Raw genomic sequence first — 25843 nt, 5'->3', positions numbered from 1 at the left:
GGCCTGTGCAGCCAAGGCCGCCCCATCAAAGGGCAGGCCTGGCCGCGCAATAAACAGCAAAAGCACGGGTCTGGCTGACAGCGCCGTGCAACCACTCCATTCTAAAATACCCCCATGAACCAGACCACCCGCAACGAATTGATCCCTGCTGTACCCAGGGCTGCACCGGAGGTGGCTGCGCCGGTGACGGTGCCCGCAACGGTGCCACCCGCCGACCCGGGCGCCCAGACCCAGGCGCTGGGCGAGATGCGCCAGGAGGTGGTGGCCAGGTTCTGGGCCTTTTTGCCCTGCGCCGGGGTGGGCGCCCGGGCGGTGGATGCGGCGCGCCCCGCCCATCTGCCCAAGCAGTACCAGCAGGTGGCGGGCTGGCCGCTGGTGCTGCATACCTTGGCCGCCTTTATGGCGGCCAAGCCGCTATCAGGCGTGCTGGTGGGCGTGAGCCCCGGCGATGATTTTTTGCAGCACTACCAGCGGCCAGGCTTTGCCATCAGTCCTTGCGGTGGCCCCAGTCGGGCCGATACCGTGGCCGGCGGCCTGCGCAGTTTGCTCGGTGACTCGGGCCTGGGGGCCCAGCCGCATGACTGGGTGCTGGTGCATGATGCGGCGCGCTGCCTGATCAAGCCCGGCCAGATCGAGCAGCTGATGCAGGAATGTGCGGCCGATGCGGTGGGGGGCCTGTTGGCGCTGCCATTGCCCGATACACTCAAGGCCGCTGCCACCGATGCCCATGGCCAAAGCCGCGTCAGCAGCACCTTGCCCCGGGTGGACAAGTGGCTGGCGCAGACGCCGCAGATGTTCCGTATCGGTACGCTGCTCGAAGCGCTGGAGCGCTGCAACGATGTCACCGACGAGGCCAGTGCCATCGAGGCGCTGGGCTTGCAGCCCCGGCTGGTGCCGGGCAGCAGCTTTAACTTCAAGGTCACCTTCCCGGATGACTTTGCGCTGGCCGAGGCCTTGCTGCTGCAGCGCATGGCCAGCGGTGACAGCCAGGTGGCGGCACTTTTTGATTGAATCCCAGGCGACGCGCTGCACAGCCTTCGCTCCTTAGGCGGGGCTGTGGCGGCTTGCGCTGGGATGCGGATGTAAATGGACAATATAAGGGATAAACATGCTGCAAATGCGCATTGGTGAGGGTTGGGATATTCATGCGCTGGTGCCCGGCCGGGACTTGATTTTGGGCGGCATCCAGGTGCCGCATACCACCGGTTTGCTGGGCCATTCGGATGCCGATGTGCTGCTGCATGCGATCACCGATGCCTTGGTGGGTGCGGCCGGCATGGGTGACATCGGATCGCACTTTCCCGATACCGATGCTGCTTTCCGTGGTGCCGATTCGGCCGTGTTGCTGGCCGAGGCCATGCGCCGTGTGGCCGCCAAGGGCTGGCAGGTCAACAACGTGGACAGCACCGTGATTGCCCAGGCGCCCAAGCTGGCGCCGCATATTCCGGCCATGCGGGCCAATATTGCCAAGACCTTGGGCATTGATGAATCCCAGGTCAATGTGAAGGCCAAGACGGCCGAGAAGATGGGCCCGGTAGGCCAGGGCGCGGCGATGGAAGCCCGTGCGGTGGTGTTGCTGGTGCGAGCTGGCGAGCAGGCCTAAGTCAAACGCTGGCAAGAAAGGATGACGGCCCGCCAGAGGCGGTCATCCAACGTGCCGTGAGGCACCAACTCAGGTCTCTTCGTACTGCGCCAACACTTGCGCCCCGGTGAGCTTGGGGGTGTCATTGGCCAGGTCGTAATACGCAGGCTTTTCGTCGATGAAGATCTGCGAGGCCAGCCGCATGCCGTCTTCGTCCTGGAACAGGCCGGCCGACAGAAAATGCTCGTTGGTGGCCAGCAGGCGGTAGAACAGATGCGTGCCGCACTGGCTGCAAAAGGCGCGCTCGGCCCAGGGGGAGGAGGCATAGCGGCTGACGGGGCCCGTCAGCTCCACCTCGGTACCGCCATGCAAGGTGAAGGCGGGGCCCTCGCCCCAGCGCCTGCACATGCTGCAATGGCATACATGGACATCTTGGACAGTCGGGGCAGTCACATGGACCGCACCGCAAAGGCACTGGGCTTGCATGTCAACTCCTAGGGCAACGGGGTGCCTGCATTCTATGCACAGACGTCGCTTTGTGCCAGCGGCGAGTGCCGCGTGCCGCTGGCCGGGCAGGGGGCGGTCCGCCCGCTACACCTTCTTATTGCAGATCGGCCAGGTTGGTGGGTGCCCCTGGCAGGTGCCGCTTGATCTGCGGGCGCAGCAGGCGGCGCTTGGGCTCCTTGCCAATGGCCTGGTCGGGCGCACGGCGCAGGTAGATGCTGGTGACCAGGCCCGTGCTGCCGTCCGAGGCATTGACCATGCTCAAGCGCCCGCCCATGCGTTGCACGGTTTTCTCGACGATCGACAGGCCCAGGCCCGCGCCAGCGGCTGCCGTGCGGGCTGTGTCACCCCGGTAAAACGGTTTGGTCAGGCTGCTCAATTGGTCCTTGGAGACGCCCGGGCCATGGTCGCGCATGCGGATGGTGACGGTGCTTTCGCTGAACTTGACGGTGATGTCCACGCGGGTGTGCGAGGCGCCCGGCGTCTTGCCATAGCGGCGCGCGTTTTCCAGCACGTTGGACAGCACGCGCGAGAGCTCGATCTCATCGGCATTGACCATCAGCTCTTCGGGCACCTTCATGTGCACCTGCAGCTCCTGGTGGTCTTGCACAGCGTAGACGCATGAGGACACGACGCCGTAGACATTGACCGGCGCGAGCTTGGCGGCATGGTCGGGGCGGGCGTAATCGAGGAATTTGTCAATGGTGGCATCGAGCTGCACGATGTCGGCCACCATGTGCTCGCGCGCGACCTGGTCGAACACGCTCATCTCGGTCTCCAGCCGCAGGCGGGCCAGCGGCGTGCGCAAGTCGTGCGAGATGCCGGCCAGCATGACCGCACGGTCTTGCTCGAGCTTGGACAGGCGCTCGCTCATGCGGTTGAAGCCGATGTTCACTTCGCGGATTTCGCTGGTGACGGCATCTTCGTCGAGCTGCGCGGCAAAGTCGCCTTCGCGCAACCGGTTGGTGGCGCTGGACAGCTGCTTGAGCGGCCGGTTGATGAGGCCCGCGATCACCGCTGCACCGGCGAGCGACAGCGCTGCGGCCGTCAGCACCCACACCAGCCAGGTCTTGCCGCCGGCCGGGTTGACGCGTGAGGGCTCGATCAGGAACCAGTTCTGGTCGCCATCGATGGTAAAGCCCACCCACAGGCCTTCTTCGCCATTGACGCTGCTGGCCACGATGGTGCTGGGGCCCAGGCGCTTGGTCACTTCCTGCGTCAGGCGTGCGCCCAGCGGGGTGGAGTTGTCGATGGATTCGTACACATCCTTGGGCTCACGCGGCACGATGCGCACACCTTCCTGGTCGGCCATGGTCTTGACCAGCGAGACGCGGGCGATGGCGTCCGAATGCATCAGCGCGGCGCGGCTGAGGTTGACCAGTGACGCGATCTGCTGGGCCGTCTGGATGGAGCGGGGCTCGGTCTCGAGCGAGCGCAGGGTCTGCACCCAGGCCAGGATGCTGCCCGTCAGCAAGATGGCGAGCAAAAAGAAGGTGCGCCAAAACAGATTGAGGCCGACGCGGGTGCGCTTGTTGCTGTGCGTGGCCGCTGCGGCGCTGCCATCCAGGGGGGCCAGACCGGACTGGTCGGCGTCGTTAACGGGGGTGGGAGCCATGGGCCGTATGCGTGTTGAAAAGTCGGATCAATGAAGGCCGGGAATGCCTGTACATTCTCGCTGTAAAGCGGGCGGGACACCATGCTGTGCCCGGCAGTGGGGGTATAAAAAAACCGCCCTGCAGCCAGACTGGGGCGGTTTTTGGGGTGCCGGGGTCAACAATCAGTTGGCGCCATCGGGTACGAACACATAGCCCACGCCCCAGACGGTCTGGATGTAGCGAGGAGCTGCCGGGTCGACCTCGACGAGCTTGCGCAGGCGCGATACCTGCACGTCCAGGCTGCGGTCAAAGGGCTCGAACTCGCGGCCGCGCGCCAGCAGGGCCAGCTTTTCCCGCGACAGCGGCTGGCGGGGGTGGCGCACCAGGGTCTTGAGCATCGCGAATTCGCCGGTGGTCAGCGGCAGCTCTTCGCCGTCCTTGGTCAGCACGCGGGTGCTCATGTCGAAGGTGAAGGGGCCGAAGTTGACCACCTCGTTCTCGCCCGATGGCGCGCCCGGCGCTTCTTGCGGTGGGCGGCGGCGCAGCACGGCGTGGATACGGGCCAGCAGCTCGCGCGGGTTGAAGGGCTTGCCGATATAGTCATCTGCACCCACTTCCAGACCCACGATGCGGTCCACGTCTTCCCCCTTGGCGGTCAGCATGATGATGGGGGTGCGGTCGTTGCTGGCGCGCAGGCGGCGGCAGATGGACAGGCCGTCTTCACCGGGCATCATCAAATCGAGCACGATCAGATCCACGGTCTCACGCAGCAAGATGCGCTGCAGGCCCTTGCCATCCTCGGCGATCATGACTTCAAAGCCTTCATGCGACAGATAGCGGCGCAGCAGATCGCGAATACGTGCGTCATCATCAACGACCAAGATTTTGTCGACGCGATTGGTTGCTGTAACCATGGGTGGAATCCTCCGGTTGATATGTAACTTTTACATTTTGACCGTTTTTTGCGAAAAATGCGCAACTCGCCTCCCTTTTTTGACCCATGGTTACAAAGTTTGCGTTACATATGCAGTCTGGGAGGCCATTTCTTACGCAATAAATCGACTTTTTCCTGCATTTATTGCAGAAATTGCCTCTTTTAGGGAAGGTGGGATGATGTTTTTTAAAGATGTTTCATATTTATGCGTTTAATGCATTAGTGGCTTGGGGCGTAAAAAAAGGCGCTTTCGCGCCTTGTTGTGGCTGGGCTGGGCAGCCCAGGCTGGAGCTTATTGCGCCACCCAGCCGCCATCCATGTTCCAGGCCACGCCGCGCACATTGTTGGCCGCAGGCGAGCAGAAGAACACAGCCAGCTCGCCCAGTTCTTCGGGCGTGGTGAACTGCATCGATGGTTCCTTCTCGCCCAGCAGCAGCTTTTTGGCCTCTTCATTGCTCACATTCATTTGGGCGGCTTTGGCATCGACCTGTTTTTGCACCAGGGGCGTGAGCACCCAGCCCGGGCAGATGGCGTTGCAGGTGATGCCGCTGGCGGCGTTCTCCAGCGCGGTCACCTTGGTGAGGCCCACAATGCCGTGCTTGGCCGCGACGTAGGCCGATTTGCCGGCCGAGCCGACGAGGCCATGGACCGAGGCGATATTGATGATGCGGCCCCAGCCCGCCTTTTGCATCGCTGGCAATGCCAGCCGGCTGGTGTGGAAGGCGCTGGTGAGGTTGATGGCGATGATGGCATCCCAGCGCTCGACCGGGAAGTCCTGTACGTTGGCCACATGCTGGATGCCGGCGTTGTTGACCAGGATGTCCACTTGGCCAAAGGTCTGCGCCGCATAGGCAAACATGGCCTCGATGTCGGCAGCCTTGCTCATGTCGGCGCCGTGGTAGCCCACCCGGGCGCCGGAGCCCGCGCTGGTGATGACGTCCTGCACTTCCTTGAGCGGGCCTTCGGCGTCGCCAAAGCCATTCAAGATGATGTTGGCGCCCTGGCGCGCCAGCGCCTTGGCAATCCCCAATCCGATACCGCTCGTCGATCCGGTGACGAGCGCTGTTTTTGCTTTCAACATCCAATATCTCCAGTTACTCGGTTAGTATTCATGCAAACGCATGCATCCATCCTAAGGCAAACCCCAGCCACGGTTTGCCCGGTAGCGCTGCGTTCTTCTATATAAGAGGGGCCATGTACCAAGATCCACGCTTGCAGTATGTCACCTGTGCGGTGGCGGGGAATACGGACACGGGTCGCCAGGGTGCCACGCACCGGATGGCGTATTGGGAGTGGAACGATACCGGGGACCTGAACCACCCGCATGTGATCGTCTGCGCCCATGGCCTGACCCGGCAAGGGCGTGATTTTGATGTGCTGGCGCGGCAGCTGTCGCTGCAGGCGCGGGTGATCTGCCCGGATGTGGTGGGTCGCGGCTACAGCGATTGGCTGGAGGACCCGGCCGGCTACCAGGTCCCTTTGTATGTGGCCGATATGCTGGCCATGCTCCAGCAGGTGCACTGCGCAGCGCCCATTGGCAAGCTCGATTGGGTGGGCACCAGCATGGGCGGTCTCATCGGCATTGGCCTGGCCGGCGAGCCCAGCATCCGGCCGCTGATGCCGGCACCCATCCGTCGCCTGGTGCTCAATGATGTGGGGCCGACCATCGAGGCCTCGGCGCTGGCGCGCATTGGCAGCTATGTGGGCCAGCACATGCTGTATGGCTCCGAGCAAGAGGCGGTTGCGGCCATGGGCCAGCTCTCCAAGGGTTTTGGCCCGCACAGCGATGACGAATGGCTGGCGCTGTCGCGCCCGATGCTGCGGCCCGAAGCCGGCGGCAGCGTGCGCCTGCACTACGACCCGGCCATTGCGCAACCCATGCAGGCGATGACGCCGGAGATGGCTGCCGCTGGCGAGCAACTGCTGTGGCGCCTCTACGACCAGATCGACGCCGTCACCTTGGTGCTGCGGGGTGCAGATTCAGACTTGCTTTCTGCGAAAACGGCCCAATCTATGGCGGAACGCGGCCCCAAGGCGCGGGTGGTGGAGTTCGCTGGTGTCGGCCATGCGCCCACCTTGGTATCTTTTGATCAATCGGCTGCCGTGCTGGCTTTTTTATGCGGTGCGTAGCGCACGCCCCGGAGGGGGTGTGATGGTGGTGACAACATGAAAAGTCTTACGGCAGTCGCTCAGCCCGCGCCAGGCGCGGAACATCTTCCCCCGGAGCCCGTCTCCCCGCTGGTGGCTGCCACTGCCAATGCCTTGCCGATGCAAGACAACGTGCTGGCCCGTGCCCGCGCTTTCTCCGTACCGCTGATCGCCGAAGAGACCCTGGACACGGGCGAGAACGCCCTGCAGCACGCCGATGCCGTCGCTGCCATCCTCAAGCACATTGGTGGCTCCGAAGCCATGCAGGCGGCCGCTTACTTGGTGCATACCAGCGAGCAGTTGAACAAGCCGCGCGAAGTGATCGGCAAGGCCTTTGGCGAGAGCTATGCGGTGCTGGCGGTGGAAACCGTGGCGCTGATGAAGGTGCAGGCGCAGGCGCGCCAGGCCGATGCCGGCCACCTGGTCGATGACCCGGCCACGCAGACCGAGAACATCCGCAAGATGCTGCTGGCGTTCTCGCGCGACTTGCGCGTGGTGATGCTGCGCCTGACATCACGCCTGCAAACCCTGCGCTGGTATGCGGCCACCAAGGGGCCGGTGTCGCCTGCGGTGGCGCGCGAGAGCCTGCAGGTTTTTGCGCCGCTGGCCAACCGCCTGGGCATCTGGCAGATCAAGTGGGAGCTCGAGGACCTGGCCTTCCGCTTTCTGGAGCCTGACACCTATAAGAAGATCGCCAAGCTGCTGGACGAAACCCGGGTCGAGCGCGAACTCTATATGGTGGGCCTGCGCGAGCGGCTTGAATCCGACCTGCGCGCGCACAGCATCAGCGCGACCGTGGCTGGCCGCCCCAAGCATATCTACAGCATCATCAAGAAGATGCGCGGCAAGTCATTGGGTTTTGACCAGCTCTTCGATATCCGTGCGCTGCGCGTGGTGGTGCCCACGGTCAAGGACTGCTATGCAGCGCTGTCCTTCGTGCACGAGACCTTCAGCCCGGTCGAGTCGGAATTTGACGACTACATCGCCCGCCCCAAGCCCAATGGCTACCAGTCGCTGCACACGGTGGTGCGCGACGAGCACGGCAAGGCCATCGAGATTCAGATCCGCACCCAGGCCATGCACGACCATGCCGAAAACGGTGTGGCTGCCCACTGGGCCTATAAGGAAGCAGGCACCAAGGGCTATGCCGGTGTATCTGCGACCAGTGACTACGATGCCAAGATTGCGGTGCTGCGCCAGCTGCTGGCCTGGCGCAAGGACATGGTCGGCCAGACCCAGGACAGTGGCCTCTTTGACGACCATATCTATGTGCTGACGCCCAATGCCGCCGTGATCGAGCTGCCCCAGGGCGCCACGCCGGTGGACTTTGCCTATTCGGTGCACACCGATCTGGGCCACCGCTGCCGGGGTGCCAAGGTTGATGGGCAGATGGTGCCGCTCAACACGCCGCTGCAAAACGGCCAGACGGTGGAGATCGTCTCTGTCAAGGAAGGGCGGCCATCGCGCGACTGGCTCAATGCCGAGCTGGGCTACCTGGTCAGCTCACGCGCCAAGGCCAAGGTGCGTGCCTGGTTCAATGCCCAGGTGATGCATGAGACGGTCAGCCGGGGCCGCGAGCTGGTGGAAAAACTTCTGCAACGCGAAGGCAAGACAGCGCTCAAGCACGACGACCTGGCCGACCAGCTGGGCTTCAAGACCGCAGAGGCGCTGTTTGAGGTGGTGGGCAAGGACGAGCTGTCGCTGCGCACCATTGAGAACATCCTGCGCCCACCCGAACCCCTGCAGGCCGATGACGAGCTGGTGCTGAGCCGCCCGCGCAAGGCCACCGAGGGCTCGGGCAAGGGTGGCGTGCTGGTGGTGGGCGTCGATTCTCTGATGACCCAGCTGGCCAAATGCTGCAAGCCCGCACCGCCCGATCGCATTGGCGGCTTTGTGACGCGGGGCAAGGGCGTGAGCGTGCACCGCCACGACTGCAGCAACTTCCGCGAGATGTGTGCCCGCAATCCCGAGCGCAGCATTGATGTGGAGTGGGGCCTGCCCACCCATGGCCAGCGCTCGACCGAAGCGGTCTACCCCGTCGATGTGGCTGTGGAGGCCCATGACCGCCAAGGCCTGCTGCGCGATATCTCTGAACTGTTCGCGCGGGACAAGACCAATGTGATCGGCGTGCAGACCCAGTCCGTCAAAGGCACCGCCTGGATGACGTTCACGGTAGAGGTGTCGGACTCGGGCAAGCTGGCCAAGGTGCTGGCCTCTGTGGCGACGGTATCGGGCGTGCGCTCGGTGCGCCGCAAATAGGGCTGAAAAGCACTATTTTCAAAAAAAGCCTCAACTTTCCATTTGGGCCGTTTTTTCTGGCTATAATTTGAGTCTTCAACGACAGGCGCGTAGCTCAGCTGGTTAGAGCACCACCTTGACATGGTGGGGGTCGTTGGTTCGAGTCCAATCGCGCCTACCAAATTTTCCCTCTGAAGAAAACCAGACTTCAGGATAACAGGGATTTGGTAAGAAACCTCGCAGAGGTTTCTATTTTGAACAAACCGCCTTCTGGGCGGTTTTTTCATTTCCGGGCATTGGCTCACGCTAGGGCTTCTCACAGCCTCTATGGCTACTGTCGCCATCCATCCCTTCGCATAGGCGGTCACGAACATCGTCATGTTCCGGTGGCCCATCTGCCCTGATAGCCGGCTGGGCTTTCTCCTGTGTCTGAGGCGTGGTGGGAGTGCAGGTATGCAGGGTTGCGTCTGGTATGGCTGGTCTGCACCTCGGCATTTCCACTGCTGCTCGATCGTATCAACACTCGACAAGGCAGCCTGGGGTGCCAGCTTCGCGTTGCTTGCAATGATCGATGCCTGCTGTACTTCCGATGACCCACCAAGGAAGGGGCTGGCATTTGGTAGCATGGGCTTTTCTCAGTGGAGGGGATATGGTCAAATTCGTGGGTTACATGATGCTTGCCGTCGTCGTGTTGATGGTTTTTCTGTCGGGGCTTCGGGTCTGGTCGCTCATGGCAATGGCAGAGGTGGGTCTGCAGCGACCAGGTGCAGTCACGGAGCTGACCATGATGATCCTTTGTGGGGTGGTGATCCCGATTGGTATTGCCACTCTGCTGCTGAAAAAGTAGATGTGCTGACGGCTGTATAGCGCAGCCAGGCAAGTTAACATCGCCCGTTTCAGTGGGCTTTTTTATTGGCAGGACGGGTCACAGGTTGGCAATCTTGAGCGTTGTCTAAATCCGCTCGATGAGATACGCGCTGCTCGCCAGGTTCTGGCTCTGAGGTGGAGCTTCTAGCGAAACTTTGTCGACGCCATATGACCGATTGCGACTGCATCGCTGTGCCCTATCTCCAGGGCTATGGCATCTGGCTGCATGTCTTTTTGTTCGAGGAGAGGGTATGCGTTTCAACTATGCAGCGGTAATGCTTCTAGCATTCGTAAGTTGTTCAGTGCACGCTGAAAGTTTTAGCTATAAGGGGCTGGCCCTGGGCGCTTCTGCGGAAGAGTTGCGAGAAAGGCTTCCAAATTATATGGAAGCTACCTATACCGGCTCTTTATATAATTTCAAATCCATAGACTGTGCAAGAAAAAATCCTGGAAACTCTGAAGCAGTGCAGCAATGCTTGAAAGCAACCTCGTTTGGAGGGGTGCCTGTGGAATCTGGTTCTATATATCTGAAGGCAAATCAAGTATATAGCATTGATTTGAAAGTTAAACCTTGGTATGTTGGTGAATTGATCGGGGCCATCACTGCGCGTTATGGAAAGCACTCCGATAGAAAAACGCTAGAGTACCGAAATGAATATGGTGTGAAATCCGAGGGTTGGATTTATACATGGGTATCCGGAAGCACATCTTTGACGGTGGAGGATAACGGCGGGAAGGAGCTTGCTGTCCGGATTGGGTCGTTCCAGAGCAAGCAAGAAATTTTAGAGTCCATGCGAAAAGCTGCAGAAATAGGCGCCAAGGACTTTTAAGAAGCAATAACGCATATTCCAGCAAGCCTCGGTGGGACCTTGGCTGAGGCCCTGGACAGCCCGAAACTCAACCTAAAACTGCTGTAGCGCGCCGATCATCCTGAACAAGAACCACTGCGCCTACCGCATCAAGCCAGAGGTCAGTGATTCGCTGCGAGAGTCTGGGTACGCCAACGGGATAGGGCCGTACTACTTCTCGCAAGGAAAGTGTGCTTTGAGGGCGATGTAAATGAGAAGCGCCGCTTTGGCATCTCTCGTCTCAGGGTTGCTTTCCAAATACTTCTGCACCACAGCGCTAATTTGCCCATTCGTTACGTTCTGGCGATAGCAAACGGTCCCAGATTGGGAAATCATATCGCTTGCGCCCATGATATATCCCATTCCCACACCGTCTTGCAATGCATTCCCAGGAGTCAGACCCTTGCGCTTGGTACTGGTGAGGTCGTTGAGGAGGTCATTGCCGGAATAGGCATTTGCGCTGGTGGCGGCCACGAGGCACATTGCAGAAATCAGATAGCGAATCAATTCAGTCTCCCAAGGATGCAGTCCAGATTTTATAGGTCAGGCTCTGGCAAAAACCAGCGCCGGGCCAAGGATGTAATACCTCATATTTAGCAAGGCCTGCTGTTTAGGTCCCATGTTGGGCAGCAGGTATCTATGTGCTGGAGTCGCCCGCAAGCTCCGCCAAGCGTAGGAATCTGTCTTCTTTTTTACGATCATGCAGAGAGCCTCTTAAGCAGACCAGCGTACGCTGCTGATGCGCTTGCTGGCGTGCCTCAGCGCCGAGCTCGCATCAAATGCTGCGCCAGTGCCTCAAACGCCGGCAATGACCTCGGATCATTTGCCGCATTAGCAGCCACCGGGTGCGAGCCGTATCGGGCAATGACCATCTGCGCGGTCGGATCGATATAGAGCGCCTGCCCATGCACGCCGCGTGCGGCAAAGGCGCCGTGGGCGTTGTGCGTGATCCACCACATATTGCGGTAGCTCCAGCCAGGCAGGAGGGCGTAGCCGGCTTTGGCAAAATCGGCGCGCCTGCCGCCTTGGCGGATGTCGGCGATCGCGGCCGCAGGGATGATTTGCTGGCCATTGAAATAGCCATTGTTGCGGACCATCTCGCCAAAGCGCGCCAGGTCTCGCAGGCCCGTGTTCAGGCCACCGCCGGCAAATGGGGTGCCGGTCGCGTCGACGGACATATAGGCATCCTGCTCGGCGCCCAGGCGGCTCCAGATGCGGCTGGACAAAAGCTGCGCGACGGACTGGCCGCTGACACGCGCAATGATCCAACCCAGCGCATCGGTATTGGCGGTGCGGTAGCCAAATGCCTCGCCGTGCATGCCTTGCGGCTGAACCGTCTGCAAAAACTCGTAGTAGCTGCGGGGGCCTGTGAAGTCTTTGGGTTTGGGCAGTGGATTGCCTGCGGCCGCATGGGCCCAGACCTCTGCCTTGGGGTCGGCATAGTCTTCGCTGAACCGGATGCCGGTGGTCATGTCCATCACCTGGCGCACCGTGGCGCTGCCAAAGGCAGACATGGCGAGTTCGGGCACATAGTCTGCGGCCTTGCGGTCGGGGTCCAGTGTTCCCTCTGCGACCAGCATCGCAGCCAAGGTGCCGACAAAGGACTTGGTGACCGACATCGCCGCATGCTGGCCATCGGGCTGGAGTGCGCCGGCATAGCGCTCGTAAACAATGCGGCCCTTGTGCAGCACGACGATGCCGTCGGTGTAGTTGGCGGCCAGCGAGTCCCGCCAGCGCATTGTTTCACCGGTATCCAGGCGCTTAAATTCCAAGCCGTCAATATCATCGCGCAAGGCGCTGCGCAGCGGGGCCGCAGGCCGCAGTCCTCGCGAGATATTGACGGTCGGCATCAGCTCGCGAAAGTGCGACACACTCCAGCGCATCGCCGGGAATTGGAAATACGAGCCGTCGTCAAAGCGCAGAATGCGGTCGGCGGGCGGTGGCGATCCCTGCATCCAGCCCAGTTTGATGGGGTCGCTGTCGGCGGCGTCTGGGTAGGGCGGGGAGGGCGAAGCAGGAGCCGCGGCTGCGTTGAGCGCCAGCAACAGCGATGCGGCGATCAGGCCCGGTCTGCGATTCAACCATTGCGGTGCTGCCATGTGCTCTCTCCCATGCGGTAGTGCTGATCGCAGTATCTTATAGAGCAGCCAGCCGCCCTGGCTATGCCGCGCGAAAGATGCACTGCCGTACTGCGGTTGAATGGATGGTTTGCCGGGAAGGCGACTGCAAGACCTATACCTTCCCAAGGAGCCTGAGCAGGGAGGCGCGGCCCCCGCTATACTCCCACCCAGGAGATGACGTTCCTCCTTAACCGCCGCGCCATGCGGCTGATGACGTCTACAGAACCTGACCTGGCTCGGGGCTGTAGACGTTGTCGCGTATACATTTCTTGCCAGGTCAGGCCGATGCACTCGCGCTTTTGACCTGTATGCCCAAACGCTCAACCCTCGAACCCCTTGCACTGCTTCCCCATCTGGGCAAATGGCTGCTGCTGTCGGCCCTGGCGGCCGCTTTGGCGGGGACGGCTTCGGCTGTCTTTCTTTGTGCGCTTGACGCGGCAACGCGCTGGCGCGACCAGCACCGTTGGCTGGTCTGGTTGCTGCCGCTGGCGGGCTTGGCCGTGGGCTGGGTCTACCAGCGCCTGGGCAAGTCGGCCGAAGGCGGCGTCAACCTCATCATGGACGAAGTGCATGCGCCCAAAAATACGCTGCCTTTGCGCATGGGGCCGCTGGCCTTGGTCAGCACGGTGCTATCGCATCTGTTTGGCGCCTCGGTGGGGCGCGAGGGTACGGCCGTGCAGATGGGCGGGGCGCTGGCAGACCAGCTGAGCCAGCGCTTTCGCCTCGCCGCGCAGGATCGGCCCCTGCTGCTGATGGCGGGCATCAGCGCGGGCTTTGCATCGGTGTTTGGCACGCCGCTGGCGGGGGCCATCTTTGGGATGGAGGTGGTGGCTATTGGGCGCATGCGGTATGAGGCGCTGCTGCCTTGTGTGGTGGCAGCGCTCCTTGCTGACCAGATCAGCCTGGCCTGGGGCATCCACCACACGCATTACGCCTTGGGCGTATTGGCCCCCATGGGCTGGTGGCCGGTGCTGGCCGTTGCGATTGCCGGCATTCTGTTTGGGCTGGTGGGCATGCTCTTTGCCACGGCTACGCGCAGGCTTGGTGCCTTCATGAAGAAGCGCGTGGTCTATGCGCCGATGCGGCCTTTTATCGGCGGTCTGGTCATCGCCGCAGCCGTGTGGGCATGCGATGCCTACCGCTATACCGGGCTGGGCATTCCTGAGATCGTGCAGGCCTTTGAGGGCCCCGTGCGGCCCTGGGATTTTCTGGGCAAGCTGCTGATGACGGTGGTCTCCATCGGCAGTGGTTTCAAGGGTGGGGAGGTCACGCCGCTGTTCTACATCGGCGCCACGTTGGGCAATGCGTTGGCGCCACTGTTGCAGATGCCGCTGGGCATGATGGCGGGCTTGGGCTTTGTCGCCGTCTTTGCCGGTGCCGCGAATACGCCCATCGCCACCACCTTGATGGCGCTGGAGCTGTTTGGTCCGCAGATCGGGCCCTTTGCGGCGATCGCCTGCGTGGCGGCCTATCTGTTCTCAGGACACGCTGGCATCTACCAGGCCCAACGCATCGCTCAGCACAAATATGGCCAGCGCCAGGACTAACGGGGCGGTGGTTTGGGCGGGGGCTGTCTGAGCACAGCTGGCCAGGCAGCCGCTCAGACCGCTGGGCTCAGGCCCAGGGCCGCCAGCGGGGAGCCATGCATCTTCTTGGTGGGGCGCTGCCCATCTTTGAGCTCGGCCAGATAGCACTGACCGGGAAAGAACACGGCCTCGACCTCGCGCAGCGACTGCAAGCCAAAGCCTGCCAGTTTGAGCAGCCGCTCGGGATAGGCGGCGATGACTTCTTCCACGGTCGTGATGTTGTGGCGGGCCAGGGCGTTGAATGCGCGGTTGGAGAGCTTTCCTGCAAGCGGTGTGGCGTGCGCGGCTTGCGCATCGTTCAGCGGAGACATCAGATACAGACAGGGTTGTGTTGCGAGTCTTGATGCTAGCACCCCAGTCCTAATACAAGCTTACAACCCTGGGGCGCAGTGCGAGATGCAGCGCATGCCGCTGCAGGCATGAAAAAGCCCTCGGCAGAGGGCTGGTGAAGAGGGAGATGGGTGGAGCCATGCGCACCCATGGAGGGCCATGCGGGGCAGTAGAAATGGCATGGCCCTAAGAGGGATTGGAGGGACTGGCTGAGCTGACCAAGGTCACGATGGTCTTGGGCTTCTGGCCCCGGTAACTGAGTTCATTGCCTTTGTATTCTGGTCTTTCGATCCAGGTGATACGGGAGTCGGGCACGCCATCTGGATAAGAAATTCTGTCCTTTTCATAACGGGCTTGAATCTCTTCCTGGCTCAGTGCCTGAGCCGGAAGGGGTTTGGATGCATAAGTCATGGCTTTCAACTCCTTGAATATCGCTGGAATGCCGGTTCTATGCGAGGCCGCTCCTCGTCGCCACCCCCAGTATGCGCTTTACAAGATGTACTGGGTATGGAATAGCCATAGACAAAGCCATGTTCTGTTGTGATGAAGTCGCAAAGCCGCTCTTGCATGGCAGCTGTGGGAGAGTCCTTACGGTAATGCTGCTTGCACGACTGCAATGCGGGGCCGGTGTTGGTGTGACACTGGAATCACAGCAACCGACCAACCCGCAACCCTCAAGGAGTGACAGATGAACGAAGACACCATCAAAGGCAACTGGAAGCAATTCAAGGGCAAAGTGCAAGAGCAATGGGGCAAGCTGACCAATGACGATCTGGACGTGGTAGACGGCCAGCGCGAGCAGCTGGTGGGCCGCATCCAGGAGCGCGAAGGTATTGCGCAGGACGCTGCAGAAAAGCAGGTCAAGGATTGGGAAACCAAGAACAATTACCGCTGGTAATTCAAGCAGCCTCCCTGGCTTTCGCGAGGGAGGCCTTTTTTATTCTGCATGCAGGCGGCCATCGAACGTGGCCGCCTTGCTGCGTGATGCACCAAGGCCCGAGCCATGAATTCTTCTGACTCCGCATTCCAGACCATCATCAATACCGTTGCAGGCGAACTGTCTGATCTGACCGATCTGGCGCAGGCCACGCGCATTATTTTCAAACTGCTGTTGGCGGCGCTGCTGGGCGGCATGCTGGGCTATGAAAGAGAGGCCAGCGGCAAGGCCGCTGGCTTGCGCACGCACATGCTGGTGGCCATGGGCGCTGCGACCTTTTTGGCCGTGGCGCAACTGATGGGCATGACGCCAATGGATTCCAGCCGCGTGATCCAGGGCCTGATCGCCGGCGTGGGCTTTTTGGGCGCCGGCGCCATTTTGAAACCCGCCAAGGAAAACACCGAGGATGTGAAGGGCCTGACCACCGCCGCTGGCATCTGGTTCACCGCAGCGATTGGTATGGCGGTGGGCGCCGGTGAAGAGGCCGCCGCCATTTTGTGCACCTTGTTTGCGCTGTTTGTGCTGATGGTGCTGCCAAAGAATGTGGTGCCCAAAAAAGGCAGCTGATGCTGCTGTGCCGGCGCATGGCCTGGGCAATAAGCCCGTGTCGGAATTGACCTAGGCCGCTGCCGTGGCAATGCCTACGCAGCCGGCTTGCCATCGGCGGTAAAAAAGGGTTTTGTATGAAGGAACCCCTTATGCGCCGCACACCTGAGGCATCGGCCTCCTCCAGAACCTCCTCCCTGCCGCTGGCCATGGCCTTGACGGCTGCCGTGTCAGCCCTGTGGTACACCGGCCAGCGGGTGCGGGTGCCCAAGAATGTTCGCCCCGTGCAGGACTTTGATGCCGAGCAGTACATGGGCCACTGGTATGAGCTGGCGCGGATTGACTATGTGTTTGAGCGCGGTCTGACCTCTTGCACCGCTGACTACTGCCTGCAGGACGACGGCACGGTGCAAGTCACCAACCGTGGCTTTGACCCCGAACGCGGTCAATGGAAGTCGGCCACTGCCGTGGCCAAGCTGCTGTCCGGCCCCGAGGTGGGCTCGCTCAAGGTGTCGTTCTTTCGCCCCTTGTATGCGGGCTACCATGTGGTCTATGTCGACCATGATGCAGGACACGCCGTGGTGGTCGGTGATGCGGCCAAGTACGCCTGGATTTTGTCGCGCACGCCGAGCATTGATGAAGCTGCCTACACACGCCTGGTGGCCATCGCCGCCAGCAATGGGGTCGATGCCCATCGGCTGATCCGGGTGCCGCATGGCGCGGCGCTGGAGATGGTCGAGAGCAGCAAGGCGGCGTAAGATGGCTGCATAGCCGCTGCATAGCCGCTGCATAGCCGCTGCATAGCCGCTGCAAAGGCTGCGCGAAAGGCATGGGTATTAAATGATATTCATTCTCAACTGGTTTATGATCCAGCCATCGAGAGCGTCAGCCACAGCGCGGCTCTTTGCATCCGTTTCATCGTGGGGCGACCCGGGACCGCAGCGTCTCCAAGGTCGTTTTTGCTAGCCACCGACAGGCCCTTGCGGTCTGTCAGCCAGCCAAGCTCTTTTCTCCACGCATCCGATGGCCCATGCGGTCTGTGTATCGATGTCCCATTCCTCCGCTTCTCCCAACCCATCTTCCAGCCCAGTGGCCGTGCAGGCGCCCCGTGACCAGGAGCACCAGCGCGGCCTGCACCAGATCGACGCCACCATCGTCTCGCTGCAGCGCCCGTCGCCCCACACCTTGCGGGTGGGCATGCATCTGGGCGATGTCGGCAACGACCCGGTCTGGGACGAGGCCAATGTGGCTTTTCGCGTCTATCCGGATCTTGAGGCACCTGCGGTCTCGCGCGTCTATACCGTGCGAAGCTTTGCGCCGCAAACGCGCTGCGCCGAGTTTGATGTGGTGATGCATGGCGGCGACAGCCCCATGATGCGCTGGGCCGCGCAGGCCACCATTGGCCAGCAGCTACGGCTCACTGGCCCCCGTGTCAACATCGTGCTGCCCGACGCCAAGGGCCGGCCTGTGGCGCTGTTCTGTGATGATTCGGGCCTGCCCGCGCTCTACTCGATCTTGCAACGTTGGCCCGCAGGGCTGGGCGGCGTAGGCTGGATTGCCAGCGACGATCTGCATGGGATTGCGGAGCTGCCACGGGTGGCTGGCCTGCAGCTGCAGCGCTTGCCAGGTCATGGGCGCGACCCGCTGCTGCAGCAGGCCCGCCAGTTGGAGGACGCTGCTGGCCATGTGGTCTGGGGTGCGGGTGAGCGCGACGAGATGCGCGCGATGCGCAAATACTTCCAGTCCGAGCTGGGCATGGACAAGGCCGATGTGTCGATTGCCGGCTACTGGAAGCGCGGCGCCAGCAATACCGAAATCGATGCCGAACGCCAAAGCGCCTACCAAAAATTTACCGCCGCTGGCGGCAAGCTGGCGGACTGGGATGACCTGGGGATTGCGATTTAACGCCAGGGCGATCTAAGAACCTGTTCAAAGTCTCTACGCAGCCGCGTTGGAGTGCAATCGGGATGAGTTCGAAGGGGTGGAACGCAGCTTGCACCGGGGTGCAAGCAAGGGCCAGCGCGAAGAAATCGCCCGATTTCACTCCAACCCACAGGGACAGTGGCTTTGCGGGCGGTCTGCGTTGTTGCCAATCCTCGCAATAGCTGGGCTATTGCTGCGGTATGGCGCCTAGCATCCCATCCCGCAAAGACACTGTCGCGGCGCGAGGAGACTTTGAACAGGTTCTAAGCACGCGCCATCCGCATTCACTCACCGGGCAAACGGCCCGGTTTTTTATCGGCTGATGGGTGCGGGCGCTGCTCGGCAAGTGACTGCCCAATGCATTGAATTGTGCGGTGCTTCGCGGCACAATCGCCCTTTTTGCCCTGCACTGCAGGCGCGCGTTCTTCCCGCTCTCTGCTGCCCATGTCTGAACTCAATCTTTCGCTGGTGTTTCTGTTTGCGCTGTCGGTCATTACCTTGCTGATCACCCCGGGCCCCGTGACCTTGCTGGTGGCCCGAGCCGGCCTGGTAGGCGGCATGCGCCATGCATTCGCCACCATTTGCGGCACCAACTTGGCATCGCTGGTGCTGATTTTTTTGTCGGCGCTGCTGATCAAGGGCTTGCTGGTCATCGATGAATCGGCCTTCAAGCTGGTGCGCCTGGCGGGCTGCCTCTACATCGTCTGGATTGCCTGGGGCATGATCCGCGATGCCTGGGCGATGGATGCCGAGCCCGGCAGTGCCATGACTGCGGAACCGGCCCCCGGCAGCAAGCAAGGCGGCTTCAGCCAGGGCTTTATCCTTGGTGTCTCCAACCCCAAGGACATCATTTTCTTTGCGTCGTTCTTGCCGCAGTTCATTGGCGTGCTGCCTGCGCCCGACCACAGCCTGGCGGTGCTGACCGTTGTCTGGGTGGTGCTGGATTTCAGCATGCTGGGCCTCATTGCGCTCCTGGTGCGCAGCTTGATTTCGCCCGCCCGCGAAAAGCGCATCTTGCTGGTCGCGTCCTGCCTGCTGCTGGCCATTGGCGTTGCCGGTTTTGGCTATGGGCTTTATGACCTGATGGCTTAGATCCGCCTAAATCCAGCGCCGCTTCTTCGCTAATCTTCGCTGATACCAAGCCAACAGGCCTGCGACATGCAGGCCTGTTTTTTTATGTCTGCACACTGCTTGGCGGGGACTCAGCGGCTGTCCACTGGCTGCGCAGGCTCTGCCTCATGGGCGGGCGCAGGGCGGCATACCGGCAGCGGCGCAGGTGCTGGCAGGCCAGCGGCCAGGGCCTTGTCATAGGCCTGGATGCGGCGGCGCTGCTCGGCCAGGGCCTGGGGGTCCAGATCGGGGCTGCATGGGGGCAGGGCAGGTGCCGCAGCAGACAGTGCGGAGGCGGCTTCTGATGCAGCCGGTGCTGCAGCCATCGGTGGCGCTGGCCGTTCGGCCGCGCGTTTTTCTTCGGCCGCCTGCGTTCTGGCAGCGGGTGGAACAGCAGGGTATGCGGGTGCAACGGCGGCTGCAGCGGGGGCCGCAGGTGCTGGCATCGGCGGCGCTACCGGCGTAGGCGCGGCTGCCGACGGCATGCGGCGCTCTGCCTGCGGCACAGGTGCGATGGCTGGCGCGGGGCCGGTGTTGGCGCTGCTTGCGCCTGCGCCAGCCGCAGAAGCGGGGGCAGGCGCGTGCGCTGCGTCGGCGGCAGGGCTTGCAGCCTTTTCCATCGGTGCCGCTTCGCTGCGCATCTTGGCGCTGGCGGGGCTCGCCGCCCTGTCAGTACCAGCAGGTGCGGCGGGCGCTGCGGGCGCGCTAGGTGGCGGAGGCGGTGCCGATGCAGCGCTGGGCGCGCTGTCCATTTGGGGCGCCTCCAGCTGCGGCGCGCCAGGCTCATTCAGGTGCTGCAGCGCCAGCCAGCTGACCAGGCCAATGGCGGCCAGGCTGCCCAGGGCCTGCAGCCACCAGCGGCGGTCATTGGCGGCTTCGCCTCGGAAGTGCTGGCCTTGCTGGCCGCTGCTGTCCAGACCGGCCGGTGTAGCGGCTGGCCTGAGGCCCTGTGCGGCTTTGGCGCGCGCATGGGCCAGGATCTGCGCCGTGCTGGCGTCGCTTGGGCCGGCGTCCTGCGCGCTGGCCTCGCGGTAGAGGTCGACCAGGGCATCGGGCCGCTTGGGGTCTTGCGGTGCGTTCATGCGGTCACCTCGATGGCCTGGCGCAGTTTGGCGCGGGCATAGCGCAAGCGGCTTTTGGCGGTTTCCTGGGTCACCTGCGTAGCTGTGGCAATGTCGGCCACCGACATATCGGCCTCGGCCTGCAGCAAAAAGGCCTCGCGCTGTTCGGGCGGCAACTGGGCCAGGGCAGCGAGCAAAGCACGCGCCAGGTCCTTGCGGCCCTGCAGGCGCTCGGGGTCAAAGCCGGAGTTGGCAAACAAGGTCTCGGCCAGACGCATGCCTTCGCTGTCCTCTTCGTCGAGGCTGCGGTGGGCCTTGTGGCGGCGCCAGTGGTCCACCAGTTTGTGGTGGGCCAGGGTAAAAGCCCAGGTCGTGAACTGCGCCTGGGGTTGGTAGCGCTGGGCGCCATCGACCAAGGCAAACCAGGTCTCCTGCGCCAGGTCATCGGCGAGCGCGGCATTGCCGGTGTTGCGGAAAAAATAGCGCCACAGGCGCTGGCTGTGGCGATGGTAGAGCTGCTCGAACGCCGCGACTTGGCCGCCAGCGTAGGCCAGCATCAGCGCTTGGTCGTCTTGCAGTGCATCTACCATGCGGCAGATTATGCAAAAGCCTGCGCCCGCTGGTGGCCCCTGTGGAGAAAATCGCACGCCGCAGCACATCTTTGGCTGCGGCGGCAGGCTTTCAATAGGCAGGCGGATCAGGTACATAGCCAGAGGGCGATGCCGGAAAGGGGCGGGGCGCCGGCTGCACGGCGGGCTGTGGCGCGCGGATGACGCCCTGGGCCACCAGGTTGGCATAGCTGTCATAGCGGATGCGGATGATCTGCGCCGGGCTGCTGCTGGCGCTGTGGAACGCCGTGGTCCGCGTGGCGGAGCGCTCGAGCGCGCCATGGCCCGTGCCCAGGCGCGGCGCCACCGGTGTGGGCGCGGCGGCGGGGGCGGTGGCCTGGCGCGATTGGGCGGCGACTGAGGCATTGGGCGCGGCAGCGGCGGCAGGGCTGGAAGGCGGTGGCATCGCAGGCGCTGCGCTATCGGCGCTGCTGGCTTCGGCGGCCGGTGCCGTGCTTTTTTGCGTGGCGCTGTTGCGTGCGATCGGGGGCTGGGGCCGGGGTTCGCGCTCGCGGAACACCGCCACCCCAATCACGCCGATATCGCGCGGCCGGCCGGTGCGTGCGGCATACGCGTCTTCGCTGTGCGAGAAGTAGAAGGCCGCCACCTGCTGGTCGCTCTTGCGCCAGCCTGCAATGGCCCATTGCTGGCGGCTGGCCAGCACATAGCCGTCGTCGGGCACGGCCGCCGCAGTCTGGCCGCTGATGGTATTGATGCCATCAATGCTGAGCACGGCCAGGATGCGGCCCCGGCTGCGGTTCTTGATATCAACCGCATAGCTGCTGCCCGGCTGGCCCGCCACCCAGTACTCGCCCTGGTGGTAGTACAGCGGCAGGCGCTCGCCGCTGCTGCGGTCGATGATTTGCACATCGGCCAGTGGGCTGGCCTGCGCGGGCAGGCTGCCCAGCAGGCTGCTGGCAAACAAGGTCAGTGAGGCCAGTGCGTGGAGGCTACGGGGCTTGCGTGCGCGGCACGAAGCAGGGGCGGGGGGAAGGATGGTGTGCATGGCAGGGCGCTGCAGAAGTGGTGGTCTGCCCTGAATCGCGCTGCCCGCCCGCAAGGGGTTAAAGGACCCCGCCTGCAATCGTATTTATTTGTAAGTCACCTTGGCAGCTGCAGCGCAGGCGCTCCCACGGCGCCTGCGCTGCAGCTGCGCTTACTTCTGCGTGACCAGCGAGCAGGTGCTCTTGGAAAGCGGCTGGAAGGCCTGCTCACCCGGGATGGTGTCGAGGATCTTGTAGTAGTCCCAGGGGCCCTTGGATTCCTTGGGCGTCTTCATCTGCACCAGGAACATGTCATGCACCATGCGGCCGTCTTCGCGCACATAGCCGTTTTGCGAGAACATGTCGTTGATCTTCATGGTCTTGAGCTGCTTGGTCACGGCCAGGCCGTCGTCGGTGCCCGCCGCCTCGATGGCCTTGAGGTACTGGGTGACGGCCGAGTAGACACTGGCCTGGTTCATCGAGGGCATCTTCTTCATGCGGGCCTGGTATTTTTTCGCCCATTCGCGCGAGGCATCGTTGCGGTCCCAGTAGAACGCAGTTGCAAAGGTCAGGCCCTGGCCCAGTTCCAGCCCCATCGCATGGGCATCGTTGATATAGATCAGCTGGGGCACAAAGGTGAGGTTTTTGGTCATGCCAAACTCGCGCGCCGTCTTGATGGAGTTGACGGTGTCCTGCGTGGCATTGGCCAGCGCGATCACCTGGGCCTTGCTGGCCTGGGCTTGCATCATGAAGGACGAGAAATCGCTGGCATTGAAGGGGTGGTAGACGGTGCCCAGCACCTTGCCGCCCCCTTCCTTGACGAAGTCGGTGACCGTGGCTGCCGTCACCTTGCCGTAGGCGTAGTCGACGGCCACGATGTACCAGTCCTTCTTGCCCTGAGCCAGGATACTTTGCACCGCCGATTTGCCCAGCGAGTACGAATCGACCGTGTAGTGGATCGAGGTGGGGCCGCAGAATTCATTGGTCAGCCCGGTGGACAGCGCGCCCGTGCTGATGGCGACCTTGCCGCGCTCCTTGGCCATCGTGAACACCGCGCCGGCGATGGCCGAGTTGTTGATGTCGACGATCATGTCCACGCCTTCGGCATCCCACCACTGGCGTGCCTTGGTGCCGCCGATATCGGCCTTGTTCTGGTGGTCGGCAAAGACCACTTCCACCGGCTTGCCCAGTACCTTGGCGCCAAAGTCTTCGACCGCCATCTTGGCCGCCTCGACCGAGCCTTTGCCGCCCGAGTCTGCGTACTGGCCCGACATGTCGCTGAGCACGCCGATCCTGACCTTGTCATCGGAGATGCCGGCGGCCTGGACGGCCAAGGTGGCGCATGCCAGCAAGCTGGCAGCAGCGGTGGATGTGCGAAGGGTCATGCTTGTCTCCTGTCTGTTTTTTGTCGTCGTTGGCAGTGCCGGGCTTTGCTGCAGCGCGGCCCAGGCCTGTGCAGGCATTATCAAAAGCGATGTCGCGGGTGATCACGGTGCTTCCCCTAGGGCGCTGGGCAAACCAGTCCCATCTGCGACAAAATGCAAGAATGCTGGCTGCAGCCCGCTGCTGTCTCAGTCATTCGGCTTGAAAGGCCCCGATGGATTCCTCGCACCCCAAACCTGCCCCTTTTGAACCCATGCCGCTCAACGCGATGAAGCTGCTGGTCTTGCTGGTGCTGGTGCTCAGCACCTTTGGCGGCCTGTACTGGGCGCCCGAGATCGATGCGATCTGGGGCCATGGCACGGCCTACCTGTATGGGGCATCGGTGCTGCCGGTGCTGTATGTGCTGCTGGTTGCCGGCTATGCCTTGTACATGCACCGCCATCCGGAGAAAGACGTGCAGGTTGCCCGCACTGACCATGGCACGAAACCATAAGTTCTTTGTGCTGTACCTGCTGGGCCTGGGCTGCTTCATCGGCCTGGTGGCCTGGGCCGAGCGCGCCGGTCTGTCGCGCCAGTGGATCGGGCCGCTCTTTCTGTTTGTGCCGGTGATGATGTATGCGGCCATCGGTGTCTGGGGGCGCACGGCCGATTCGGAGGAGTACTACGTCGCGGGGCGCCGCATTCCGCCGGTCTACAACGGCATGGCCACGGCGGCCGACTGGATGAGCGCGGCGTCCTTTTTGTCGCTCTCAGGTGCGCTCTATTTGCAGGGCTTTGCCGGCACCAGCCAGCAAGCCGGGGGACTGGCCTATCTGCTGGGCTGGAGCGGCGGCTTTGTGCTGGTGGCGCTGCTGATTGCGCCGCAGCTGCGCGCGCTCAATCTCTACACCTTGCCTGATTTTTTCCAGCTGCGTTATGGCGGGCGCTGGCCGCGCGTGATTGCCGCCGTCGCTGCGGTGATGTGCTCGTTTTCCTATGTGGTGGCGCAGATCTATGCGGTGGGCCTGATCGCCTCGCGGCTGACCGGCGTGCAGTTCGAGATCGGCATCATGCTGGGCCTGGGCGGCGTGCTGGTCTGCTCCTTTCTGGGCGGCATGCGCGCCATCACCTGGACCCAGGTCGCGCAGTACGTGATGATCCTGCTGGCCTTTCTGATTCCGGTCTCCTGGCTGGCCTACCAGCGCCTGGGCAGCCCGGTCGCAGCCGTGGCCTATACCCAGGACCTGGGCAAGATCGCCGAGTACGAGAAGGGGCTGCTGAGCGATTCGGCCGAGCGCGATGTGGAGCTGGTGTTTTTGCAAAAGGGCATGCTGTATGAATCGCGGCTGCGCAATATTCCCGCCGCACTGGAGGCCGAGCGCACACGCCTGCAGGAGAAGGTGCAGCAGCTGCGCATCAGCAATGCCGACCTGAACCAGGTGCTGGCTGCCGGGCGCGAGCTGGCAGCGCTGCCGCAGGACGAGGCGAGCGCGCGCGAGCTGTGGACGGCGGCGATGCGCGAGAACTATGCCCGCGCCCAGCCGCTGGGCGGCATGCCCCAGCACACCTTGCCCTATGCGCCGATGCTGGGCTCGGAGCAAAGCGCGCAGGAGCAGGAATGCCTGTCGCGGCGCAACTTCATGGCGCTGATGTTCTGCCTGATGCTGGGCACCGCCGGCCTGCCGCATCTGCTCACCCGCTACTACACCTTGCCCAGCCCGGCCGCTGCGCGCAGCTCGGTGGTCTGGACCTTGTTCTTTGTGGTGCTGCTCTACACCAGCGCGCCGGCGCTCGCGGCCCTGGTCAAGCTGGAGGTGATGCAAGGCCTGGTGGGCAGCCATTTCGATGCGCTGCCGGCCTGGATTGCGCAGTGGACACGCATGGACAACGCCTTGCTGTCGATCGAGGATGTGAACGGTGACGGCATTGTGCAGTGGGGCGAGATCCACCTGGGCGCCGACCTGATCATGCTGGCCACGCCCGAGCTGGGCGGCCTGCCATTTGTAGTCTCGGGCCTGGTGGCGGCCGGCGGGCTGGCCGCTGCGCTATCGACGGCCGATGGTCTGCTGCTGACCATCAGCAATGCGCTGGTGCGCGATCTCTACCTGGTCGAGCGGGGCAAGTCGGTCACGCCGCAGCAACGCGTGATTCTGTCCAAGTTCACCTTGCTGCTGGTGGCGCTTGCGGCCGCGGCCGTCGCCTCGGTGCGCAGCTCGGGCATTTTGGTGCTGGTGTCGGCCTCGTTCTCGATCGCTGCTGCGGCCTTTGTGCCGGCCATGCTGCTGGGCCTGTACTGGCGCGGCGCGACGCGGCGGGGCGCCGTGTGCGGCATGGCTGCGGGCCTGGGCATCACCTTGTACTACATGGTCGTCAATATGCCGATCAACAGCCTGGCGCCCGGGGCGCAGGCCTCTGCCCATCTGTGGTGGGGCATCCAGCCCACGCTGGCGGCGGTGTTTGGCGTGCCGCTTGGCGTGTTCGTGACCTGGGTGGTCAGCTGCTGCACCAGGCAGTCCGCGCCCCTGGCCAAATAGCCTCCACCAGGCGGGCCCGGATATGAA

At 62.7% G+C, this 25843-nt stretch carries 26 protein-coding genes, 1 tRNA gene and 1 riboswitch; of the genes, 15 read left to right on the top strand and 12 right to left on the bottom strand.

The features are described from left to right. Positions 1–246 precede the first annotated feature (246 nt). On the top strand, positions 247–1011 hold the full coding sequence (locus tag WH367_RS11850; protein WP_339536431.1) for an IspD/TarI family cytidylyltransferase: 765 nt from the start codon (positions 247–249) through the stop codon (positions 1009–1011). A 106-nt stretch (positions 1012–1117) separates the two neighbouring features. Continuing rightward, entirely contained in the window at positions 1118–1603 is a 486-nt protein-coding gene (gene ispF / locus WH367_RS11845; RefSeq protein WP_084635837.1) for a 2-C-methyl-D-erythritol 2,4-cyclodiphosphate synthase, read from the top strand. A 69-nt stretch (positions 1604–1672) separates the two neighbouring features. Here ispF and WH367_RS11840 read toward each other — a convergent pair whose 3' ends face one another. From WH367_RS11840 to WH367_RS11825, 4 genes are all read right to left on the bottom strand, one after another. After that, on the bottom strand, positions 1673–2068 hold the full coding sequence (locus WH367_RS11840) for a GFA family protein (RefSeq protein WP_339536219.1): 396 nt from the start codon (positions 2066–2068) through the stop codon (positions 1673–1675). Positions 2069–2183: 115 nt separating this feature from the next. Continuing rightward, positions 2184–3701 carry a sensor histidine kinase gene (locus WH367_RS11835; protein ID WP_021027410.1) on the bottom strand — a complete coding sequence of 506 codons (1518 nt, stop codon included), beginning with the start codon at positions 3699–3701 and terminating at the stop codon, positions 2184–2186. A 162-nt stretch (positions 3702–3863) separates the two neighbouring features. Further along, positions 3864–4595 carry an osmolarity response regulator transcription factor OmpR gene (gene ompR / locus WH367_RS11830; protein WP_021027409.1) on the bottom strand — a complete coding sequence of 244 codons (732 nt, stop codon included), beginning with the start codon at positions 4593–4595 and terminating at the stop codon, positions 3864–3866. Positions 4596–4907: 312 nt separating this feature from the next. Beyond that, positions 4908–5696: a 3-hydroxybutyrate dehydrogenase gene (locus tag WH367_RS11825; RefSeq protein ID WP_339517484.1), complete on the bottom strand. Its 789-nt coding sequence runs from the start codon at positions 5694–5696 to the stop codon at positions 4908–4910. A gap of 113 nt (positions 5697–5809) precedes the next feature. On the opposite strand from WH367_RS11825, the gene WH367_RS11820 reads away from it, so the two are divergent. From WH367_RS11820 to WH367_RS11800, 5 genes are all read left to right on the top strand, one after another. Next, positions 5810–6745 (top strand): alpha/beta fold hydrolase, encoded by a 936-nt coding sequence (locus tag WH367_RS11820; RefSeq protein ID WP_021027407.1) that lies wholly within the window; start codon positions 5810–5812, stop codon positions 6743–6745. Positions 6746–6781: 36 nt separating this feature from the next. Then, a complete protein-coding gene (locus WH367_RS11815; protein WP_409515725.1) occupies positions 6782–9022 on the top strand; it encodes a RelA/SpoT family protein in 2241 nt (746 codons plus the stop codon). A gap of 83 nt (positions 9023–9105) precedes the next feature. Continuing rightward, positions 9106–9182 (top strand) — tRNA-Val (locus WH367_RS11810). A 468-nt stretch (positions 9183–9650) separates the two neighbouring features. Continuing rightward, complete coding sequence (locus tag WH367_RS11805; protein WP_339517541.1) at positions 9651–9848, top strand: hypothetical protein; 198 nt, start codon at positions 9651–9653, stop codon at positions 9846–9848. A 271-nt stretch (positions 9849–10119) separates the two neighbouring features. Then, the gene (locus tag WH367_RS11800) at positions 10120–10698 is read left to right on the top strand and encodes a hypothetical protein (protein WP_339517542.1); all 579 of its coding nucleotides are present in this window, start codon (positions 10120–10122) and stop codon (positions 10696–10698) included. Positions 10699–10887: 189 nt separating this feature from the next. Here the strand turns inward: WH367_RS11800 and WH367_RS11795 are convergent, their stop codons facing one another. Both WH367_RS11795 and WH367_RS11790 read right to left on the bottom strand, forming a co-directional pair. Beyond that, complete coding sequence (locus WH367_RS11795) at positions 10888–11223, bottom strand: Rap1a/Tai family immunity protein (RefSeq protein ID WP_339517543.1); 336 nt, start codon at positions 11221–11223, stop codon at positions 10888–10890. Positions 11224–11474: 251 nt separating this feature from the next. Next, positions 11475–12815 carry a serine hydrolase domain-containing protein gene (locus WH367_RS11790; protein ID WP_445228105.1) on the bottom strand — a complete coding sequence of 447 codons (1341 nt, stop codon included), beginning with the start codon at positions 12813–12815 and terminating at the stop codon, positions 11475–11477. Positions 12816–12997: 182 nt separating this feature from the next. After that, positions 12998–13063: riboswitch (Fluoride riboswitch) on the top strand. Between the two features lie 81 nt (positions 13064–13144). Between WH367_RS11790 and WH367_RS11785 the strand changes: the two genes are divergently transcribed. Further along, complete coding sequence (locus WH367_RS11785; protein ID WP_339517545.1) at positions 13145–14383, top strand: voltage-gated chloride channel family protein; 1239 nt, start codon at positions 13145–13147, stop codon at positions 14381–14383. A gap of 53 nt (positions 14384–14436) precedes the next feature. Here WH367_RS11785 and WH367_RS11780 read toward each other — a convergent pair whose 3' ends face one another. Then, on the bottom strand, positions 14437–14733 hold the full coding sequence (locus tag WH367_RS11780; protein WP_021027399.1) for a DNA-directed RNA polymerase subunit alpha C-terminal domain-containing protein: 297 nt from the start codon (positions 14731–14733) through the stop codon (positions 14437–14439). A 205-nt stretch (positions 14734–14938) separates the two neighbouring features. Beyond that, a complete protein-coding gene (locus tag WH367_RS11775) occupies positions 14939–15163 on the bottom strand; it encodes a hypothetical protein (RefSeq protein WP_148293193.1) in 225 nt (74 codons plus the stop codon). 277 nt (positions 15164–15440) lie between these two features. Between WH367_RS11775 and WH367_RS11770 the strand changes: the two genes are divergently transcribed. The 5 genes from WH367_RS11770 to WH367_RS11750 all read left to right on the top strand — a co-directional run bounded on the left by WH367_RS11770 (position 15441) and on the right by WH367_RS11750 (position 19250). Beyond that, on the top strand, positions 15441–15650 hold the full coding sequence (locus WH367_RS11770) for a CsbD family protein (protein WP_021027398.1): 210 nt from the start codon (positions 15441–15443) through the stop codon (positions 15648–15650). A gap of 105 nt (positions 15651–15755) precedes the next feature. After that, positions 15756–16256 carry an MgtC/SapB family protein gene (locus WH367_RS11765; protein WP_339517549.1) on the top strand — a complete coding sequence of 167 codons (501 nt, stop codon included), beginning with the start codon at positions 15756–15758 and terminating at the stop codon, positions 16254–16256. Between the two features lie 131 nt (positions 16257–16387). Next, on the top strand, positions 16388–16993 hold the full coding sequence (locus tag WH367_RS11760) for a lipocalin family protein (RefSeq protein ID WP_339517550.1): 606 nt from the start codon (positions 16388–16390) through the stop codon (positions 16991–16993). Between the two features lie 289 nt (positions 16994–17282). After that, positions 17283–18140 carry a siderophore-interacting protein gene (locus WH367_RS11755; RefSeq protein ID WP_339536216.1) on the top strand — a complete coding sequence of 286 codons (858 nt, stop codon included), beginning with the start codon at positions 17283–17285 and terminating at the stop codon, positions 18138–18140. Between the two features lie 462 nt (positions 18141–18602). Further along, positions 18603–19250, top strand: a complete 648-nt coding sequence (locus tag WH367_RS11750; protein WP_021027395.1) for a LysE family translocator — start codon at positions 18603–18605, stop codon at positions 19248–19250. A gap of 110 nt (positions 19251–19360) precedes the next feature. Here the strand turns inward: WH367_RS11750 and WH367_RS11745 are convergent, their stop codons facing one another. The 4 genes from WH367_RS11745 to WH367_RS11730 all read right to left on the bottom strand — a co-directional run bounded on the left by WH367_RS11745 (position 19361) and on the right by WH367_RS11730 (position 23305). Further along, entirely contained in the window at positions 19361–20350 is a 990-nt protein-coding gene (locus tag WH367_RS11745) for a hypothetical protein (protein WP_339517915.1), read from the bottom strand. Further along, positions 20347–20919 carry a sigma-70 family RNA polymerase sigma factor gene (locus WH367_RS11740; RefSeq protein WP_021025586.1) on the bottom strand — a complete coding sequence of 191 codons (573 nt, stop codon included), beginning with the start codon at positions 20917–20919 and terminating at the stop codon, positions 20347–20349. Before WH367_RS11740 ends, WH367_RS11745 begins: the two co-directional genes overlap by 4 nt. 91 nt (positions 20920–21010) lie before the next feature. Then, a complete protein-coding gene (locus tag WH367_RS11735; RefSeq protein WP_339536214.1) occupies positions 21011–21943 on the bottom strand; it encodes a hypothetical protein in 933 nt (310 codons plus the stop codon). Positions 21944–22093: 150 nt separating this feature from the next. Then, positions 22094–23305 (bottom strand): ABC transporter substrate-binding protein, encoded by a 1212-nt coding sequence (locus WH367_RS11730; RefSeq protein WP_027010617.1) that lies wholly within the window; start codon positions 23303–23305, stop codon positions 22094–22096. A 212-nt stretch (positions 23306–23517) separates the two neighbouring features. Between WH367_RS11730 and WH367_RS11725 the strand changes: the two genes are divergently transcribed. Beyond that, the gene (locus WH367_RS11725; RefSeq protein WP_339517558.1) at positions 23518–23796 is read left to right on the top strand and encodes a hypothetical protein; all 279 of its coding nucleotides are present in this window, start codon (positions 23518–23520) and stop codon (positions 23794–23796) included. Beyond that, the gene (locus WH367_RS11720; RefSeq protein WP_339536212.1) at positions 23780–25816 is read left to right on the top strand and encodes a VC_2705 family sodium/solute symporter; all 2037 of its coding nucleotides are present in this window, start codon (positions 23780–23782) and stop codon (positions 25814–25816) included. Before WH367_RS11725 ends, WH367_RS11720 begins: the two co-directional genes overlap by 17 nt. Positions 25817–25843 lie beyond the last annotated feature (27 nt).

The sequence above is a fragment of the Comamonas sp. MYb21 genome (assembly GCF_037479395.1).
GTDB lineage: Bacteria > Pseudomonadota > Gammaproteobacteria > Burkholderiales > Burkholderiaceae_C > Comamonas.
This window is presented reverse-complemented; position numbering and strand designations above follow the sequence as displayed.